This is a genomic window from Aneurinibacillus danicus, from assembly GCF_007991215.1.
Lineage (GTDB): Bacteria > Bacillota > Bacilli > Aneurinibacillales > Aneurinibacillaceae > Aneurinibacillus > Aneurinibacillus danicus.
In genome coordinates, this window is sequence record NZ_BJXX01000292.1 from 1 (window position 1) to 594 (window position 594).

Sequence of the window (594 nt, forward strand, 5' to 3'; positions counted from 1 at the left end):
AAAGGTTTTGCCTACAGCAACGACAGTACGCCCATACCACTTGGCTTTGTACTCAAGCATGATTCTGAATTGATACCAGGACACTTCGCTAATCGCTTTGGCAAGTTTGTGGTTTTTTATCATGTTCGATACTTGCAAATCTTCAATCGCAATCATGTCGTGGTTTTTGACAATATGCGTTGAAATTTTTTGCAAATAGTCTGTTCGCGCATTGGCAATGCGTTCATGGATTCGGGCGACTTTCATCCGTTGCTTGTTCCAATTCGAAGATCCTTTCACACGTCGGGAAAGGATGCGTTGTTCGTGAATGAGTTTTTGCTCCATATTGCGCAGAAATTTCGGATTTTCAAACACTTCTCCATTCGAGAGAATCGCAAAATCTTTAAGCCCAACATCAATTCCGACTTCTTTGTTTGTTTTCGGCAATGGCTGTACATCCGTTTCACACAAGATGGAGACAAAATATTTTCCAGATGGGTTGCGTCTAATCGTAGCATTTAAAATACGACCTTTCACTTCTCTTGATTTCGCAAAACGAACGTACCCAAGCTTCGGAAGTTTGATTTTGTTTTCTACAATCTCAATATTTCCGTT

Annotated in this window: 1 protein-coding gene; it reads right to left on the reverse strand. The window is 40.6% G+C overall.

The window, feature by feature from the left end; all coding sequences use genetic code 11:
* On the reverse strand, positions 1-594 hold a 594-nt coding region (locus ADA01nite_RS21800), incomplete at both ends, for an RNA-guided endonuclease TnpB family protein (RefSeq protein WP_146812519.1).